Genomic DNA, 16,134 nt, shown 5'->3' with positions numbered 1-16,134 from the left:
ACAATCATTTTTTTGTTAGCTGCCTAAGCAAGGATTCTGCATGCAAGCCGCCAACCCGCGTCGCGGGTACATCCTGGGCCTGAGCGCCTACATCATCTGGGGTCTGTTCCCGATTTATTTCAAAGCCATCGCCAGCGTCCCATCGGTGGAAATCATCATCCACCGAGTACTCTGGTCGGCCTTGTTCGGCGGGGCGTTGCTGATGGTCTGGAAACACCCTGGCTGGTGGCGCGAGTTGCGGGACAATCCGCGTCGCCTGGCTATTCTGGCCCTGAGCGGCACGCTCATCGCGGCCAATTGGCTGACCTATGTCTGGGCTGTGAATAATGGTCGGATGCTTGAAGCCAGCCTGGGCTACTACATCAATCCGCTGGTCAACGTGTTGCTGGGCATGTTGATCCTGGGTGAGCGGCTGCGGCGCATGCAGTGGGTGGCCGTAGGGCTGGCGGCGGTTGGCGTGGCCCAGCAGGTCTGGCAGGTGGGCAGCCTGCCGTGGGTATCGCTGGTGCTGGCGCTGACTTTTGGCTTCTACGGCTTGATCCGTAAGCAAGCACCAGTGAAGGCTTTGCCCGGGCTGGTGGTGGAAACATGGATGCTGGTGCCGATCGCCATCGCGTGGCTGCTGTTCAACCCGACTGCCACCAGTGCCCAGGCCGCGTTATGGACCACGTCCGAAGCGTGGTGGCTGGTGGCGGCCGGCCCCGTGACGCTCGTGCCATTGGTGTGCTTCAACGCGGCGGCGCGACACCTGCCCTATACCACGCTGGGTTTCCTGCAATACATCGCCCCAACCCTCGTGCTGCTGCTTGCAGTGCTGCTGTTCGACGAGCACCTGTCCTCCAGCACGCTGATGGCATTCCTGTTCATCTGGGCCGGTTTGGCTGTGTACAGCATCGATGCCGTGATCGGCATGCGCCGTCGCAGCTGATCAAAAAACGCACACACCTCTACAGGCCACGTTTTGCGTGGCCTGCGCTTATCCTTCCAAAGGTTATCCACAACGTGATCCCCGCCGTTTGTGCACAACCCCTTGAAAACTGGTGATTTTTTGATCATCGCTGGCTGAGGCCCGACGGGCCTGGGCTGGCGCCAGGTCTCTACAGGTTATCCACAGGCAGGCGCAGTTTTTCCTTGGATAACACCTGTCAGGTTTCGTCGCTGAATTTCAACTCAACCATCAATTCATCGGCCAGGGTTTCCAGGCATGCCTGCAGCGTGTCCAGCGACAAGGTCAACGGCACCCCAAGGATCGCCTCGGCATGGAACAGCAACTCGCTGCTCATCGGTGCCGGTCGCACCTGGGTGATCAAGCGCTCGACGTTCACGCCCTGCTCGCTCAGCAGACGAGTGATGTCGCGCACGATACCCGGACGGTCATTGCCCACCAATTCCATCGCGATAGGTTTCCAGGTGCAGGATTCTTCGATCGCGTTCTCGGCGATCAGCACGCGAATGCCATGGGCCGACAGGCCTTGCAAGGCTTCGATCAACTCTTCATGGGAGTCGGCCGGGGCGCTGAGACGCAGGATTCCGGCAAACTGCCCGGCGAGGTGGGACATGCGGCTGTCCAGCCAGTTTCCGCCATGTTCGGCGATGCATTGGGCGATTCGCTCGACCTGCCCTGGTTTGTCCGGGGCGAAAACAGTAATGACGAGATGGTCCATGGCGCAGCCCTGTAATGGATGGAGAGGACAGTATAGGCAAGGCCCGCCCACGGCGCGGCCGGGGCATTTTTCGTTAATGTGTACAGTTATTGAGATTTATCTGGAACAATCTATCTGTTTTTTGAGAACATCCCATGCCGCGCAATGACTGTACTGCTTTAGTCGGTCGCAGAACGACGCAATTAGTCTAATTTTCACAAGCGCAAATGATCATGTAGTATTCCCCAGCGAGCACTACATAATCGCGGCAATCCTGTTGTACCGATGTCTGCTTAAGGCCAGTCGCACCCCTGAAAGCCCCGTCCAGCAAGGCTTAACAACCCAGCCGCCAGCGATGGCATGTACTGGTTCAGGGGTTTGTGGTTTAAATGTCCCGAGGCTTCATTGTCAAAATCGAAGAGCTGAAAAGCGAAATAGCTGAGCAGAGTGAGGCAAGCAATGACTGAACACGTTCAAGTCGGTGGCCTGCAGGTCGCCAAAGTCCTGTTCGACTTCGTTAATAACGAAGCCATTCCCGGAACCGGCCTCACCGCCGACGCATTCTGGGCCGGCGCCGACAAGGTCATCCATGACCTGGCTCCGAAGAACAAAGCCCTACTCGCCAAACGCGACGACTTCCAGGCACGGATCGACGCCTGGCACCAGGCCCGTGCCGGCCAGGCCCACGACGCCGTGGCTTACAAAGCCTTCCTGCAAGACATTGGATACCTGCTGCCAGAAGCGGCGGATTTCCAGGCCACGACTCAAAACGTCGATGACGAAATCGCCCGCATGGCCGGCCCACAACTGGTAGTGCCGGTGATGAACGCCCGCTTCGCCCTCAACGCCTCGAACGCCCGCTGGGGTTCGTTGTACGACGCGTTGTACGGCACCGACGCCATCAGCGAAGCCGATGGCGCGGAAAAAGGCAAAGGCTACAACAAGGTGCGCGGCGACAAGGTCATCGCCTTCGCCCGCGCATTTCTCGACGAAGCGGCCCCCCTGGCGGCCGGCTCCCATGTTGATTCCACTGCCTACAAAATCGTCGACGGCAAGCTGGTGGTGGCCCTCAAGGGCGGCGCCAACAGCGGCCTGCGCGACGACGCCCAACTGATCGGTTTCCAAGGCGATATGTCGGCGCCGAGCGCGGTGCTGCTGAAACACAACGGCCTGCACTTCGAGATCCAGATCGACGCCAGCACCCCCGTCGGCCAAACCGACGCCGCCGGTGTCAAAGACATCCTGATGGAAGCCGCGCTGACCACCATCATGGACTGCGAAGACTCGGTTGCCGCGGTCGATGCCGATGACAAAGTGGTGATCTACCGCAACTGGCTCGGCTTGATGAAAGGCGACCTGTCCGAGCAAGTCACCAAGGGCGGCCAGACCTTCACCCGCACCATGAACCCCGACCGCGCCTACACCGCCGTCGACGGTTCGGGCTTGACGCTGCACGGTCGCTCGCTGCTGTTCGTGCGCAACGTCGGTCACCTGATGACCATCGACGCGATCCTGGACAAGGACGGCAACGAAGTGCCGGAAGGCATCATCGACGGGCTGGTCACCAGCCTCGCGGCGATCCACAGCCTCAACGGCAACACCTCGCGCCGCAACAGCCGCACCGGTTCGGTGTACATCGTCAAGCCGAAGATGCACGGCCCGGAAGAAGTGGCGTTCACCAACGAACTGTTCGGCCGCGTCGAAGACGTGTTGAACCTGCCGCGCAACACGCTCAAGGTCGGCATCATGGACGAGGAGCGCCGTACCACGGTCAACCTCAAGGCCTGCATCAAGGCTGCCAGCGAGCGCGTGGTGTTCATCAACACCGGCTTCCTGGACCGCACCGGCGACGAAATCCACACCTGCATGGAAGCCGGCCCGATGGTGCGCAAGGCCGACATGAAGGCCGAGAAGTGGATCGGCGCCTATGAAAACTGGAACGTCGACATCGGCTTGAGCACCGGCTTGCAAGGCCGCGCGCAAATCGGCAAGGGCATGTGGGCGATGCCGGACCTGATGGCAGCGATGCTCGAACAAAAGATCGCTCACCCGATGGCCGGCGCCAACACCGCCTGGGTTCCGTCGCCGACCGCCGCCGCGCTGCATGCGCTGCACTACCACAAGGTCGACGTGTTCGCCCGCCAGGCCGAACTGGCCAAGCGTGCGCGCGCCTCGGTGGACGACATCCTGACCATCCCGCTGGCCGTCAACCCGAACTGGACGGCAGAGCAGATCAAACACGAACTGGACAACAACGCCCAGGGCATCCTTGGCTACGTGGTGCGCTGGATCGACCAGGGTGTCGGCTGCTCCAAGGTGCCGGACATCAATGACATCGGCCTGATGGAAGACCGCGCGACGCTGCGCATTTCCAGCCAGCACATCGCCAACTGGTTGCGCCACGGCATCGTCACGCAAGAGCAGGTGATGGAAAGCCTCAAGCGCATGGCACCGGTCGTGGACCGCCAGAACGCCAGCGACCCGCTGTACCGCCCACTGGCGCCGGACTTCGACAGCAACATCGCCTTCCAGGCGGCGGTCGAGCTGGTGATCGAAGGCACCCGGCAACCAAACGGCTACACCGAGCCGGTGCTGCACCGTCGCCGACGCGAGTTCAAGGCCGCCAATGGGCTGTGATTGAGCGGTAGATAGCAATGAAAAAGCCCTGGCCGAAAGACCAGGGCTTTTTCATTTGCGATCCCTAACTGCTTTTGTGGCGAGGGCGCTTGCTCCCGCTGGGGTGCGCAGCAGCCCTTCTTTTCAGCTATTTTGAAACCTTATCTGCGGACTTGCGACTGCTGCGCAGTCGAGCGGGAGCAAGCTCCCTCGCCACAAAAAACCAGCCAGTACAGCGGTCTAGAGATCCATCCCCAACTCATGCTTGACCAGCCCCAGCAGCTTGTCGGTATCGATCGGCTTGAGCAGGAAATCCACCACGCTCAAGTGCATCGCCTCGATGGCATCCTTCACGTCGGCGTCGCCGGACACAATGATGATCGGCAGCGCCGCACGCTCCGACTCGCGCACCAGGCGCACCAGTTCAAGGCCATCGACATTGCCCATGCGAAGGTCCGTGATCAGAAGGCCGATGGACGGCTTGGTCTCCAACATCTTGAGCGCGGTTTCGCCACTCGCGGCGGTCATGCAGTGGATGCCGTCCAATGCCAGGATTTCCGACAACAGCTCGCGGGCGTCCTTGTCGTCATCGACGATCAACACACGCTGCGGCGGCAGGTCGGGTTCCAGCATGACGGCACTCAGCGCCTCGCGCTCGGCGTCACTCAAAATATCGTGGTCGGACATGGTGCTCTCTACGTTCCTTGAATCGATCCCTTGGCACAGTGGTCAGACATCGTTCTGCGGCGCTTCAATGTGCACTTCGTCGGATTTTTTTCCAAGAGTCTTCCCTGAAGAATTTTCCGAGGCGAGGCGTGGGATATTTCCGTAGTTCCGGCTCTATCGTGGCGACCTAGACTTACGTCCAATGGGCACTCCACGTTCAGAGGCCGACCATGGCGAACAGATCCGACCACAACAATTCGAAAAAGATTGCGCAATGGTTATGAAAAAAGCGGACGCCTTCATCCAGGCAGGGAAAACCGCCGTGTTGCAGAACATTCAGGGGACGTTGCAATTCCTCCAGCGCTTCCCCCCGTTCAACCAGATGGAAAACGCCCACCTGGCCTATCTGGTGGAGCAATGCCTGCTGCGCTTCTACGCGCCGGGCGAAACGATCATCAAGCCGGCCGACGGCCCGGTGGAACACTTCTATATCGTCAAGCAGGGCCGGGTGGTGGGCGAGCGTCCCCATTCAGCGAAGGGCGGCACCGAGACCACTTTTGAAATCACCACGGGCGAATGCTTCCCCCTCGCCGCCCTGTTGGGTGAGCGCGCTACCCGCACCGAGCATCGGGCCGGTGAAGATACGTTCTGTCTGCAACTGAACAAGTTGGCGTTCATCAAGCTGTTTGCCTTGTCCGGCCCGTTTCGCGACTTTGCCTTGCGCGGCGTCAGCAGCCTGCTCGACCTGGTCAACCAGCAAGTGCAGCAAAAATCTGCCCAGACGCTGGGCACGCAATATTCGCTGAACACCCGCCTGGGCGAGCTGGCGATGCGTCATCCGGTCAGTTGTTCACCTGAAACACCGTTGCGCGAAGCCGTCAAACTCATGCATGAGCAACAAGTCGGCAGCATCGTCGTGGTGAACGAACAGAAAGCGCCGGTAGGCATTTTCACCCTGCGCGACCTGCGTCAGGTCGTGGCCGACGGTACCGGGGATTTTTCCGAGTCGATTGCGATGCACATGACTCAGGCGCCGTTTTTCCTGTCACCGGAGCACAGCGCCTTCGATGCCGCCATTGCCATGACCGAGCGTCATATTGCCCATGTCTGCCTGGTCAAGGAGCATCGCCTGTGTGGCGTGGTGTCGGAACGGGATCTGTTTTCCTTGCAACGCGTCGACCTGGTGCATCTGGCGCGCACGATTCGTAATGCCCCTCGTGTGGAAAACCTGGTCACCCTGCGCGGAGAGATTGGCCAACTGGTGGAGCGCATGCTGGCCCACGGCGCGTCATCGACCCAGATTACCCATATCATCACCTTGCTCAACGACCACACCGTGTGCCGGGTCATCGAACTGACCCTGGCCGATAAAGGCGACCCAGGCGTGCCCTTCAGTTGGCTGTGTTTCGGCAGCGAAGGCCGCCGCGAGCAGACCCTTCATACCGACCAGGACAACGGCATCCTGTTCGAAGCCCGGGACGCCGCCCACGCCGCGCAGATCCGTGGCCTGCTGTTGCCCATCGCCCAACAGGTCAACCAGAGCCTGGCGCTGTGCGGTTTTACCCTGTGCAAAGGCAACATCATGGCGGGCAACCCCGAGCTGTGCCTGTCCCGCGCGGAATGGGCGCGTCGCTTCGCGGCCTTCATCCGCGAAGCGACGCCGGAGAACCTGCTGGGCTCAAGCATCTATTTCGACCTGCGAGTGGTCTGGGGAGATGAACAAAGCTGCGAGCAACTGCGCCAGCAGATTCTCGATCAAGTGGCCGACAACCGATTGTTCCAGCGCATGATGGCCGAAAACGCTCTTCGCCATCGGCCGCCTGTTGGACGCTTCAGGGACTTTGTGCTGACCCGCAAGAACGGCGAAAAAGCCACCCTCGACTTAAAGGTACAAGGGCTGACGCCTTTCGTTGACGGCGCGCGACTGCTGGCCCTGGCCAATGGCATCGAAGCCAACAATACCCTGGAGCGCTTGCGGCAACTGGTGGTCAAGGAAGTCATCGAGCCGCTTGATGGCGCCGCTTATGAAGAGGCCTATCACTTCATCCAGCAGACCCGGATGCAACAACACCAATTGCAGACCCGGGAGAACCTTCCCTACTCCAACCGCGTCGATCCAGACAGCCTCAACCACCTGGACCGGCGGATCCTGCGCGAATCCCTGCGCCAGGCCCAACGTCTGCAAAGCAGCCTGACGTTGAGGTATCAGCTGTGAGCCTGTTTTCCTGGCTGCGTCCGGTCCAGCCGACGTTGTCGCAGGATTTGCAACAGCGCCTGGAAGCCCTGCCCGCGGCAGCACAACTGAATGAATGCAGCCTGCGGGAACAGCGTTGGGTCGTGGTCGATCTGGAAACCACCGGCCTGAACCTGAACAAAGACCAAGTGTTGTCCATCGGTGCGGTGGTGATAGAAGACGGCGCCATCGACTTCAGCCAGCAGTTCGAGCGGACCTTGCAATGCGACAAGCAAAAACTCGGGCCAAGCGTGTTGATACACGGGTTGGCGCCAAGCGCCATCGCCGCCGGCAGCGACCCGGCCGACGCGCTGCTGGCGTTCATGGAGTTCGTCGGCGACAGCCCACTGCTGGCGTTTCATGCGCCTTTCGACAGCCACATGCTCGGACGAGCGTTGAAGGAATACCTGGGCTATCGCTTGCAGCATCCCTTCATCGACGTGGCGGACCTGGCCCCGATGCTTTGCCCACAGGCTCATATCCGCCAAGGAGGCCTGGACGACTGGATCGACTGGTTCAAGTTGCAAGTCTTCGATCGCCACAACGCCAGCGCCGACGCCCTGGCCACCGCGGAGCTGGCGCTGATCCTGTTCAGCCGCGCCCGCCAGAAGGATATCCACAGCCCGCTCGACCTGCAGCAACGCCTGGGACAATGGAAACGGCGGCAGCAGGCGCCTTCGCTTTAATCCAAGACCCTAGCGCTCGGGAGCTTTTGTGGGAGCAAGCTTGCTCGCGATGGCGCAGTGTCAGTGAACCTCAATGCCACTGCCCCACCGCTATCGCGAGCAGGCTCGCTCCCACAGAAGTATTGAGTTATGGGCTCCGACCAGCGCCAATTGCTTTCCCACCCCCGCCTCTGCCACAATCGCGAACAATTCTCGTTACCTAAAACATCGGTGATGCTCTGTGTCGTCAGTCCCCAGTCCTCATAGTGATCTGGTTGGTGCGTTATACCGCGACCATCGCGCTTGGCTATTGGCGTGGCTGCGACGCAACGTGGCCTGTGCGCAACGGGCCGAGGACCTGAGCCAGGACACCTTTGTGCGCTTGCTGGGGCGCGAGGAGTTGAAGGCGCCCCGCGAGCCGCGCGCGTTCCTGCTGGCGATCGCCAAGGGACTGTTGTTCGACTACTTCCGTAGGGCCGCGCTCGAACAGGCCTATCTGACCGAACTGATGCTGGTCCCGAAAGGCGAGCAGCCGTCGGTGGAAGAGCAACAATTGATTCTCGAAGACCTGAAGAATATCGATCGCCTGCTTGGAAAATTATCCAGCAAGGCCCGGGCGGCATTCCTCTACAACCGCCTCGACGGCCTCGGCCACGCAGAGATCGCCGAGCGCCTTGGCGTTTCGGTCCCGCGGGTACGGCAATACCTGGCCCAAGGCATGCGGCAATGCTACATCGCGCTTTATGGTGAGCCGACATGACCGCAGCCCTTGGCAAACCGGTCTCGGCGCGCGTTCTCGATGCGGCCATTGCCTGGCAGCTGTCCCTGGACTCTGGCTGCGGCAGTCCCCAGGAGCGGGAAGCATTCGCTCAATGGCACGCCGCCGATGAAGAGCACGCCCGCGCCTGGCAACAGCTCGGCATGCTTGACCAACGCTTCAGCATCGCCAGCGGACCTGCCCGGGCCGCGTTGCTGCAATCGAAGGCCAGCATCCGGCGACGGGTGCGCAAGGTTGGCAGTGGCCTGGCCAGTGTCGTCGCGGTCATCGGCCTGGCGCTGTTCGCCGGCGACCGTTACCTGCCGCTGGATTATTGGCTGGCCGACCAGCGCACCGCCACGGGCGAACAGCGCACGTTGCGCCTGGCGGACGGCACGGTGGTCAACCTCAATACCCACAGTGCGCTGGATGTACGTTTCGACGACAAGCAGCGGCTTATCGTTTTGCAGGAAGGCGAGATTCTCGTGGAGACCGGCCACAACGATCCGCGGCCGTTCATCGTCGAGACTCGCGAAGGCAGCATGCGCGCCTTGGGCACGCGTTTTCTGGTCAAGCTCGAAGACCAGGGCACACGCTTGAGTGTGTTGAAATCGGCGGTGGCGGCGCACCCGCAGCGCAGCGAAGGAGAACAGATCCTGCGCGAAGGCCAGCAAGTGCTGATGCACCGGGATGGCCTCGGGCCGGCCGTGGCCTTGAACGCGGGGGCCGATGCCTGGACCCGCGGGATGCTGGTGGTGGACAACGCGCGCCTTGAAGATTTGATCCGGGAGCTGGGGCGTTACCGGCGTGGATATCTCGGCGTCGAGCCCCAGGTGGCGGACTTGCGCATCACCGGCAGCTTTCCGCTGCACGACACCGACCTGGCCCTGACCGCCCTGCTGCCGACCCTGCCGGTGCAGGTCGAGCATCACACGCGTTGGTGGGTGGTGGTGGGGCCTAGGGCTGAAGCCAAGCGCTGAAGCGTATTGTTGCCAGTGATGGCCTCATCGCGAGCAAGCTCGCTCCCACAGGGGTTTGCACTTCAGTCCCATGTGGGAGCGAGCTTGCTCGCGATGAGGCCATTGGCCCCACCACAAAGCCACCGGCCGCAATCTGAATCTAAATTATTTTCCTCCAGCCCTATCACTTTTCGACTTTCATCCGGCACACAGGCAATTGAGAAATATTTCCATTCAGGAGCCGCCGTATGTCCCGTCCGTTTGAGACCCTGTTGCGCCCCAGTCTATTGGCCGTTGCCATTGCCTTGAGCACCCCGTTGGCCTGCGGCCCGTTGCTCGCCGCCGAACAGGCATCTGGCGTTCGTGCCTACAATCTGCCCGCGGCGCCATTGGCCAGCACCCTGAATCAGATCGCCAGCCAGGCCGGTCTCGCCTTGAGCCTGAACCCGTCATTGGCGTCGGGCAAGACCTCGGCCCCGGTTCAAGGCCAATTCGACGCCACCGGCGCCTTGCGCGAGGCCTTGCGCGGTACCGGCCTGCAACTGGAACAAAGCAGCGCCGGCACTTACAGCCTGGTGGCCGTGCCCGAAGGCGTCATGGTGCTGCCGGAAACCAGCGTGATCGGCGCGGGAATCAGCGAAACGGCGTGGGGGCCTAGCGAGGGCTACGCTGTGACCCGCACCGCCGCCGGCACCAAGACCGATACCCCGATAGTCGAGCTGCCACGCTCGGTCTCGGTGGTCACGCGCCAGCAGATGGAAGACCGCTCCGTCCTCAATCTCAATGACGCGCTGCGCTACACCGCCGGCGTGCAGAGCAGCGGCTACGGTTCGGACTCGCGTAACGATTGGCTATTGGTGCGCGGTTTCGTGCCAACGCAATTCCTCGATGGCCTGCCGCTGCCCAAGGGCAACTACATCACGACGAAAATCGAACCCTGGAACCTTGAGCGCATCGCAGTGCTTCGCGGCCCTGCTTCCTCGGTCTACGGCCAGACGCCCCCCGGCGGCATGCTCGACATGGTCAGCCGCCGCCCACAGGCTGAAAGCAGCAATGAAGTCCAATTGCAGGCCGGCAGCTACGAGCACAAGCAGATCAACTTCGACAGCACTGGCAAAGTCGATGACGAAGGCCAGTTCCTGTACCGACTCAGCGGCACGGTGCGCGACAGCAACTCCCAGGTCGACCACATCCCGGACAAACGCTACAACATTGCTCCAAGCCTGACGTGGAATATCAACGACGACACTCGCCTGACCTTCCTGTCGCAATACACCCGCGATGACACCGGTATCACTGGGCAATTCCTGCCGCTGCAAGGCACAAAACTGGCCTCGCCGGCGGGCAAGATTTCCCATCACAAGAACCTGGGTGATCCGGACTGGGAGTTCTACGATCGCACCTACTATGCGCTGGGCTACAACTTCGAGCATCGCCTGAACGACACCTGGCAGTTCCGCCAGAATCTGCGCTATACCAAGAGCGATCTGGAATTTCAGGGAATTTCGGCGGGGACGTTCCCACCTGATCAGGCAGTGAGCCCCGACGGGACAGTCAAGCGCAGCGCCGGTATCGTCAACGAAGACATCAGTCAGTTCGCCGTTGATAATAATTTCCAGGCCGACTTCCAGACTGGGGCGCTGAGCCACACCTTACTGCTGGGCCTGGATCACCAGCGCTCCAACGCAAACTCAAAATGGCTATGGGGTACCAATGGCGTCCCCGACAGTAATATTCACAACCCGATCTACGGACAGGATTTTTCCGCCGTCCAGTACTTGACCATGTATGACTACAACCAAAAAACCCACCAGACTGGCCTGTACATCCAAGACCAGATCGCTCTGGACAACTGGCGCCTGACCCTCGGCGGCCGTGAGGACTGGATTCACACCGGCACCGTTTTCCACAACCAGAACGACGCGACCAACACCCAGCGCGACAAGAAATTCAGCGGCAACGCCGCATTGAGCTATGTGTTCGATAACGGCGTGACACCGTACGTTTCCTTCGCCCAGTCGTTCCAGGCCGTGGCGGGCTCAGCCGTCAACAGCACCGACTCGTTCAAACCAACTGAAGGCGAGCAGTACGAAGTCGGCATCAAATATCAGCCACCGGGTACCAAAACCCTGTTGACCGCCGCGGTGTTCGACCTGACTCAGCAAAACAACTCCGTCTCGGAGAACAACATCACCCGGCAAGTGGGCGAGGTCCGCGTGCGTGGCCTGGAACTGGAAGCGTCCGGCGACGTCACCGACAATCTGAAACTGGTCGGTTCCTACACCTACAACGACAGCGAAATCACTAAGGGCGCCGCGGCCGAAGAAGGCAAGCGCATGGCCCAGGTACCGCGTAACCAGGCCACCGCATGGGCCGACTACACCTGGCATAACGGCCCTCTGGACGGGTTCGGCGTGGGGGCTGGCGTGCGTTATGTCGGCGACACCTATGGCAACACCACCAACACCGATTGGGGTCACGTCGGCTCCTACACGGTGTACGACGCCTCGGCCCACTACGACCTGGGCCGTTTGAACAAGACGCTCAAGGGCGTCACGGTGGCAGTGGACGCGAAAAACATCTTCAACAAGGACTACCTGTCCACCTGCGATGGTTTCTATTGCTACTACGGCGACCAACGCAACGTCGTCGCCAGCGTGAATTACAAATGGTAAACGGTTAGCATTTGCGCAAACCTCTTTGAGGGCACCTGCAACTGAGCTCAATCAGTCAGATGAAATGCCTGTGGGACGAGTCTTTGTGGGAGCGAGCTTGCTCGCGATGGCGGTGAGTCAGCTGCGTTGATCTTGACTGACACTTCGCTTTCGCGAGCAAGCTCGCTCCCACACAAGCTGGCTCCCGTAGGTTTCACGGTTGGCTGAACGACCTCAAGCATCGTCGCCCTTCAGCATTCGGATCGATCATGAAAAGCAAAACCATCCGCCGCTGGTCCTTCGTCCACACCTGGACCAGCCTGATCTGCACGGTGTTCCTGCTGATGTTGGCAATCACCGGGTTGCCGTTGATTTTCCATCATGAGATCGAGCACCTGTTGGGCGATGCGCCAGAGCTGCGGGAGATGCCGGCCGGCACGCCGCCGCTGGACCTGCAACAACTGGTGGAAAAAGCCAAGGCCCATCGTCCGGGCGAGGTGGTCCAGTATTTTGGCTGGGACGAGGACGACCCCAACGGCATCATCACCATCATGGCGCCGACGCCGGGCACCGAACCCAACTCCTCCCACACGTTCATGCTCGATGCACGCACGGGCGAAGCCCTGGAAATGCCCTCGGCCAACGGCGGTTTCATGATGGTCATGCTGCGCCTGCACGTGGACATGTTCGCCGGTTTGCCGGGCAAGTTGCTGCTGGCGCTCATGGGTTTGCTGTTCGTGATCGCCATCGTCTCCGGCGTGGTGCTGTATTTGCCATTCATGCGCCGCTTGAAGTTCGCCACGGTGCGCCAGGACAAATCCACGCGCCTGCGCTGGCTCGACCTGCACAACCTGATCGGTGTGGTCACCCTGGTCTGGGCGCTGACCGTCGGCGTGACTGGCGTGATCGCCGCCTGCGCCGACCTGATCATTGCCGCATGGCGCAACGATAGCCTCAGCGCCATGGTCGAGCCCTATCGCAACGCGCCACCATTGACCGAGCTGGCCCCGGCAACCCGCTTGCTGGACATTGCCAAGGATGTCGCTCCCGGCATGGAGCCGAGCTTCATCGCCTTCCCCGGCACGCTGTTTTCCAGCGAGCACCATTACAGCGTGTTCATGAAAGGCAGCGCTCACCTGACCTCTCATCTGCTGACGCCTGTACTGATCGACGCCAGCACCCTGGACGTCACCGCCGTGGCCGAACGGCCCTGGTACATGGACATGATGAGCCTGTCCCTGCCCTTGCATTTCGGCGACTACGGTGGCCGGCCAATGCAGATCTTCTGGGCGACCCTGGACATCCTGACCATCATCGTCCTGGGCAGTGGTGTTTATCTGTGGGTGGTTCGGCGCAAGACCGCCAAGCGCGCAATCGTCGGCGCGGAGGTCGAAGCGTGAGGCCTCGGCAGTCTAATTTCTGGAAGGTGTTTGGTATCCCCGTGGTCATCGGCGCTTTGAGCGCGGCGGGGCTGTTTTCAGCATTGTTGGGCGATGGCGCGTGGGATGCGGTGAGTTGGGTGGGCTTGGGCGTACCGACGGTGCTGGGGACCTGGGGTTTGTTCAAGCGCCGATAATTCCAGCGCGCAATAAACTTGTGGGAGCAATCGATACTCGCCAGCCGCCGTGCAACTGTCTAGGCTAAGCCCCAGCCCGCCCCATCGAGGATCTCTGCATGTCCAGCCCCAGCATGACCTTGTTCCACAACCCCGCGTCCCCCTTCGTCCGCAAGGTGCTGGTGCTGCTGCACGAAACCGGCCAGCAGGACCGTGTGGCGTTGCAGTTGAGTCAACTCACGCCGGTCAAGCCCGACCGGGCGCTGATCGAAGAAAACCCGTTGAGCAAGATCCCGGCCCTGCGCCTGGCCAACGGGACGGTGATCCACGACAGCCGCGTCATCCTTGATTACCTCGATCACCAGCATGTCGGCAACCCGCTGATCCCCCGCGAGGGCGCGGCCCGCTGGCGGCGCTTGACCTTGGCCTCCCTGGCCGACGGGATCATGGACGCGGCGGTGATGATCCGCTACGAGACCGCGCTGCGCCCCACGGAAAAACACTGGGCCGAATGGCTCGATGCGCAACGGGACAAGATTCGCCGTGCCGTGGCCCTGCTCGAAGCCGAGGCGATTGCCGAACTGGCCTGTCATTTCGACATCGCCTCCATCAGCGTCGCCTGCGCCCTGGGTTACCTGGACCTGCGCCATCCGGACCTGGAATGGCGCAAGTCCAATCCCCAGCTGGCGGCGTGGTTTGCCGAGGTGAGCTTGCGGCCTTCGATGCTCGAGACGGTGCCCAGGGTTTAATTTTTACTGAATATCACGACTTTTTCGCCAGCAGGCTCGCCCCCCATTGATCGTGTGGTCCCTTTGGGAGCGAGCCTGCTCGCGAAGGCCGCGCTCCGGATCCATCGGAAACAACCCAGCAATTCGCTTCACCAGCAGCTCTCCCAACCACTGATCCTCCCGCAACCCCAGCGACCGACTCATTTCACCTCTCCCAGATCGAAGCTCATCGCCGCAACAGGCTTCGCGCCCACGCCGTACCAGTCCAACTTGCGGGTCAACACCATGAACACACCGAGCAGGCCGAACAGCAGCAGCGAGCCCATCAACAGCGCGTAGTCTTCAGCGCTTAGCAACCCATAGAGCAAACCGTACAACCCCGCCAACCCGGCTGAAAAACCCAGGCCGTGGCTGACGCTGCGCAGCACATGGCAGACATAAAAGCCGATCAACACCACGCAGGCACTGGCCGAGACCAGGTACGCCAGGGTGAAGCCTATGTGTTCCGAAAGCGACAACAGCAATAGATAGAAGAAGGCCAGGGCCACGCCCACCAGTGCGTATTGGACCGGGTGCACCGCCAGGCTCTTGAGCACTTCGAAGAGGAAGAACCCGGCGAACGTCAGCGCAATGAACAGCAGCGCGTATTTGATCGCCCGATCGCTCTTGAGGTATTGGTCCACCGGATCGACGAAACTCACGCCGAATGCACGGCTGCGGAATGCTTCGCAGCCATCGCTGGGCTCGCATGCCTGCAATGTTTCCAAGAGGTTGGTGGAGAAAAACGAGGTCTGCCAATCGGCACTGAAGCCCTGCTCGTTGACCTCGCGATCGACCGGCAGGTAGTTGCCGATAAAGCTGGGGTGCGGCCAGTCGGCGGAGAGGTGCACCTTGGTGGACTTGCCCACCGGCAGGATCTGCAATTCACCGGTACCTTGCAGGCGCAGGTCGAAACCGAAGGTCAGCTCGGGGCTGCCTTGGGCGGTGATCATGGGCAGCGGTACATGCACGCCTTGCCCAAGCCAGCCAAGCCGCGAGCCGGGAAGGAAGTCGACGGTCTGCTGGTTCAACGTCAGGGTCAAGGCATTCTCGATGCCGCGAATGTCGCTGATACCGACGCTCAGGTACGGCTCGTCAAAGCGATAGTCGGCGAAATCCTTCGCGGCGACGCCATAACGCTCCGGCACTTTGAAGCGCCCATCGATCCGATTGTCAGCGTGAAACAAGCGCGCCTCGTAGATACCCCGGGCGCGGGTTTCGGTGCGCACCTGGCCGTCGAGTTCGAATTGCTCCGGCAAAAAGTACAACTCACCACTTCGTTCGACGGTCTCCAGGAAACGCACGCCCGTCTTTTCGTTGGTATTCCAGACTTTCACGTCCTTGCGAAACGGCACGACGATCATCGGCCCGATCAGTTGCTGGCTGTGGCTGGAACTGCGGGCGATGTCCTGCAGCACCCCGTCGCGCAGCTCTTGGCGCTCATCGATAAGGCCGCTGATCATCAACAACGGAATCATCAGCAAGAGGATCAAGAGGGCAATCATGCCCAGTTTTATAGCGAGACTGCGGTTCATGTGAGGCTCTCCCTGTTCGAATGAGGGAGAGTCTGGCGTGGCCGTGTGGGGGGTTTATGGGGCGAATGTGGAGATTGTGTGGAG

13 protein-coding genes are annotated in these 16,134 nt (G+C 60.9%); 10 read left to right on the top strand and 3 right to left on the bottom strand.

The window, feature by feature from the left end; genetic code table 11:
• The first annotated feature begins 40 nt into the window (after positions 1 to 40).
• Entirely contained in the window at positions 41 to 928 is an 888-nt protein-coding gene (gene rarD, locus DOCECA_RS24710; protein ID WP_445571224.1) for an EamA family transporter RarD, read from the top strand.
• A 217-nt stretch (positions 929 to 1,145) separates the two neighbouring features.
• Here the strand turns inward: rarD and DOCECA_RS24705 are convergent, their stop codons facing one another.
• Positions 1,146 to 1,664 (bottom strand): glycine cleavage system protein R, encoded by a 519-nt coding sequence (locus DOCECA_RS24705; RefSeq protein WP_445571223.1) that lies wholly within the window; start codon positions 1,662 to 1,664, stop codon positions 1,146 to 1,148.
• Positions 1,665 to 2,102: 438 nt separating this feature from the next.
• Between DOCECA_RS24705 and DOCECA_RS24700 the strand changes: the two genes are divergently transcribed.
• A complete protein-coding gene (locus DOCECA_RS24700; RefSeq protein WP_445571222.1) occupies positions 2,103 to 4,280 on the top strand; it encodes a malate synthase G in 2,178 nt (725 codons plus the stop codon).
• Positions 4,281 to 4,499: 219 nt separating this feature from the next.
• Here DOCECA_RS24700 and DOCECA_RS24695 read toward each other — a convergent pair whose 3' ends face one another.
• On the bottom strand, positions 4,500 to 4,946 hold the full coding sequence (locus DOCECA_RS24695; RefSeq protein WP_060740319.1) for a response regulator: 447 nt from the start codon (positions 4,944 to 4,946) through the stop codon (positions 4,500 to 4,502).
• A 259-nt stretch (positions 4,947 to 5,205) separates the two neighbouring features.
• On the opposite strand from DOCECA_RS24695, the gene DOCECA_RS24690 reads away from it, so the two are divergent.
• The 8 genes from DOCECA_RS24690 to DOCECA_RS24655 all read left to right on the top strand — a co-directional run bounded on the left by DOCECA_RS24690 (position 5,206) and on the right by DOCECA_RS24655 (position 14,497).
• Positions 5,206 to 7,140 (top strand): putative nucleotidyltransferase substrate binding domain-containing protein, encoded by a 1,935-nt coding sequence (locus tag DOCECA_RS24690; protein WP_434611501.1) that lies wholly within the window; start codon positions 5,206 to 5,208, stop codon positions 7,138 to 7,140.
• Positions 7,137 to 7,844, top strand: coding sequence for a 3'-5' exonuclease (locus DOCECA_RS24685; protein WP_434609160.1), 708 nt, complete (start codon positions 7,137 to 7,139; stop codon positions 7,842 to 7,844). Before DOCECA_RS24690 ends, DOCECA_RS24685 begins: the two co-directional genes overlap by 4 nt.
• Positions 7,845 to 8,064: 220 nt before the next feature.
• Entirely contained in the window at positions 8,065 to 8,583 is a 519-nt protein-coding gene (locus tag DOCECA_RS24680) for an RNA polymerase sigma factor (RefSeq protein WP_420764918.1), read from the top strand.
• Positions 8,580 to 9,560: a FecR domain-containing protein gene (locus tag DOCECA_RS24675; protein WP_434609156.1), complete on the top strand. Its 981-nt coding sequence runs from the start codon at positions 8,580 to 8,582 to the stop codon at positions 9,558 to 9,560. Before DOCECA_RS24680 ends, DOCECA_RS24675 begins: the two co-directional genes overlap by 4 nt.
• Positions 9,561 to 9,787: 227 nt before the next feature.
• Complete coding sequence (locus DOCECA_RS24670) at positions 9,788 to 12,214, top strand: TonB-dependent siderophore receptor (protein WP_445571221.1); 2,427 nt, start codon at positions 9,788 to 9,790, stop codon at positions 12,212 to 12,214.
• Between the two features lie 248 nt (positions 12,215 to 12,462).
• Positions 12,463 to 13,593 carry a PepSY-associated TM helix domain-containing protein gene (locus DOCECA_RS24665; RefSeq protein WP_445571220.1) on the top strand — a complete coding sequence of 377 codons (1,131 nt, stop codon included), beginning with the start codon at positions 12,463 to 12,465 and terminating at the stop codon, positions 13,591 to 13,593.
• A complete protein-coding gene (locus tag DOCECA_RS24660; RefSeq protein WP_420764922.1) occupies positions 13,590 to 13,769 on the top strand; it encodes a hypothetical protein in 180 nt (59 codons plus the stop codon). Before DOCECA_RS24665 ends, DOCECA_RS24660 begins: the two co-directional genes overlap by 4 nt.
• 98 nt (positions 13,770 to 13,867) lie before the next feature.
• A complete protein-coding gene (locus DOCECA_RS24655) occupies positions 13,868 to 14,497 on the top strand; it encodes a glutathione S-transferase (RefSeq protein ID WP_434561937.1) in 630 nt (209 codons plus the stop codon).
• Positions 14,498 to 14,676: 179 nt separating this feature from the next.
• On the opposite strand, the gene creD is transcribed toward DOCECA_RS24655, so the two are convergent.
• A complete protein-coding gene (gene creD, locus DOCECA_RS24650) occupies positions 14,677 to 16,050 on the bottom strand; it encodes a cell envelope integrity protein CreD (RefSeq protein ID WP_420764924.1) in 1,374 nt (457 codons plus the stop codon).
• Between the last annotated feature and the right edge of the window lie 84 nt (positions 16,051 to 16,134).

Source organism: Pseudomonas sp. E102 (assembly GCF_052660185.1).
This window is presented reverse-complemented; position numbering and strand designations above follow the sequence as displayed.

Excerpts from the sequence above, each read along its gene's own strand:
- rarD (WP_445571224.1), top strand. The coding sequence starts at position 41 with ATGCAAGCCGCCAACCCGCGTCGCGGGTACATCCTGGGCCTGAGCGCC.
- DOCECA_RS24705 (WP_445571223.1), bottom strand. The coding sequence starts at position 1,664 with ATGGACCATCTCGTCATTACTGTTTTCGCCCCGGACAAACCAGGGCAG.
- DOCECA_RS24700 (WP_445571222.1), top strand. The coding sequence starts at position 2,103 with ATGACTGAACACGTTCAAGTCGGTGGCCTGCAGGTCGCCAAAGTCCTG.
- DOCECA_RS24695 (WP_060740319.1), bottom strand. The coding sequence starts at position 4,946 with ATGTCCGACCACGATATTTTGAGTGACGCCGAGCGCGAGGCGCTGAGT.
- DOCECA_RS24690 (WP_434611501.1), top strand. The coding sequence starts at position 5,206 with ATGAAAAAAGCGGACGCCTTCATCCAGGCAGGGAAAACCGCCGTGTTG.
- DOCECA_RS24675 (WP_434609156.1), top strand. The coding sequence starts at position 8,580 with ATGACCGCAGCCCTTGGCAAACCGGTCTCGGCGCGCGTTCTCGATGCG.
- DOCECA_RS24670 (WP_445571221.1), top strand. The coding sequence starts at position 9,788 with ATGTCCCGTCCGTTTGAGACCCTGTTGCGCCCCAGTCTATTGGCCGTT.
- DOCECA_RS24665 (WP_445571220.1), top strand. The coding sequence starts at position 12,463 with ATGAAAAGCAAAACCATCCGCCGCTGGTCCTTCGTCCACACCTGGACC.
- DOCECA_RS24655 (WP_434561937.1), top strand. The coding sequence starts at position 13,868 with ATGTCCAGCCCCAGCATGACCTTGTTCCACAACCCCGCGTCCCCCTTC.
- creD (WP_420764924.1), bottom strand. The coding sequence starts at position 16,050 with ATGAACCGCAGTCTCGCTATAAAACTGGGCATGATTGCCCTCTTGATC.